The sequence below is a fragment of the Mesorhizobium sp. M7A.T.Ca.US.000.02.2.1 genome, assembly GCF_003996995.1.
GTDB lineage: Bacteria > Pseudomonadota > Alphaproteobacteria > Rhizobiales > Rhizobiaceae > Mesorhizobium.
The window spans coordinates 1-1,590 of sequence record NZ_RZTT01000719.1; the positions used below are offsets into that span (position 1 = coordinate 1).

2 protein-coding genes are annotated in these 1,590 nt (G+C 60.8%); both read right to left on the minus strand.

All coding sequences use genetic code 11. The features are described from left to right. Nucleotides 1-152 precede the first annotated feature (152 nt). The gene (locus EOD15_RS33945; protein ID WP_127271784.1) at nucleotides 153-671 is read right to left on the minus strand and encodes a dihydrofolate reductase; all 519 of its coding nucleotides are present in this window, start codon (nucleotides 669-671) and stop codon (nucleotides 153-155) included. After that, on the minus strand, nucleotides 671-1,590 hold a 920-nt coding region (locus EOD15_RS33950), incomplete at its 5' end, for a DUF4424 domain-containing protein (protein WP_127409282.1). The genes EOD15_RS33950 and EOD15_RS33945, both read right to left, overlap by 1 nt.

Genomic DNA, 1,590 nt, shown 5'->3' on the forward strand with positions numbered 1-1,590 from the left:
GGAATTCCCTCAAGCGCCGGTATTACGGCGCAAAATCCAGTATTGTTCTTCTATAGGGACGCAACGAGGCGCTTTCAACGCGATGCGCTGCCGACTTCGTCCGATTTGTCCGGTCGCGACCCTTTGTCTTCCTTCAATGCCCCTTTTTTCATTCAATGTCTCTCTCGACGCCGCTCGTAGACCGAATAACGCGTCGGGTGGCTGTCCTTTTCCCCGGCTGGGACGTCATGCGAGCTGACAATGTGCCAGGAATCAGGATCGATCGGCGGGAAATGCGCGTCGCCGTCGACCGCTGCCAGCACATGGGTGACATGCAGGCGATCGGCCAGCAGCATGGCCTGGGCATAGATTTCGCCGCCGCCGATGACGCACACCTCGTCCACATCGGCCATGCGGCGCCCGCGCTCCGTCGCCAGTTGGATCGCGGCCTCGAGCGAATGTGCCGCCTCGACGCCCTCGGCGCGCCAGGTCTTGTCGCGGGTGACGACGATGTTCAACCTGCCCGGCAGCGGCCGGCCGATGCCCTCATAGGTCTTGCGGCCCATGATGATGGGCTTGCCCATCGTATCGGCTCTGAAGCGCTTGAGATCGGTGGAGAGCCGCCACGGGAGCCCGCCGTCCCGCCCGATCACGCCGTTCTCGGCGATGGCAACGTAGATTGCGACGTGCATCAATTGCCGTCCGTTGGCTCGAGGATCAGGATGTCGATGTCGCGCTCGGGGTAGAAATCATCCGCCGTCATCTCGAATGTCGTCGGTCCGGTCTTTTTGACATTGTCGCCGCAGAACGAGACCAGGGCTTTCGGATTGCCCTTGTCGATCGTCAGCTTGAACTTGCCGATCGTGCCGGTGGCCCAGTTGCCGCCGGTGGTCAGGATATAGGCGATGCGGTTCTCGACATATTTGGGGTAGCCGTCAGGGTCGTCCTTGGCAGCCTTGCGCACCGCATTTTCGAATGTGCCGTCCATGCAATAGCGGGCCTTGTAGGCCGCATACTGACCCTGGAACTTGCCGTCGTAGAAGAAGCTGACTGAAGACGTGCCGCCGACGCTCGGTCTGTAGTGGTGGGACACATGAACGTCCTTGTTGGCCGGAAAGGTCGAGCGCCACCAGTAGGTCGAACGCAGTTGCCAGAACGGCGTGTAGACCTTGGTCGTCTCGGTGCCGTCGCTGCCGGTGTCCTCGATGATGATGCCGCGGTTGACCCAGTCATCGACAACCGCTTGCGGCAGCTTGGCCAGCGCCGCCTTCGCCGCATCGCCGAATGGATAGAACGGCACGTTTTGCGCCTTCAACTCGGCGCTGATGTCGATGCCGAGCGCAAACACCTTCTGCTCCAACTGCGGCTTGACGGCAACGCCGTCGATCGTCACCTCGAAGCCGAGGAAATTGTCGCTCTGGTTTTCAGGGATCGCCGGGATTTCTTCGGGATTGCCCGATATTTCGGGCATCGGGAAAGCGACGATGGCCTCGACATCCCTGTCGGTGTTGTTATGGAAGACATAGTCGACCGTGACCTTTTCAGGCGAGATGAAAAGGTCCTCGCTTTGCATCGCCACGGCATCGCTGCGCGACAGGATCAGGCCACCGG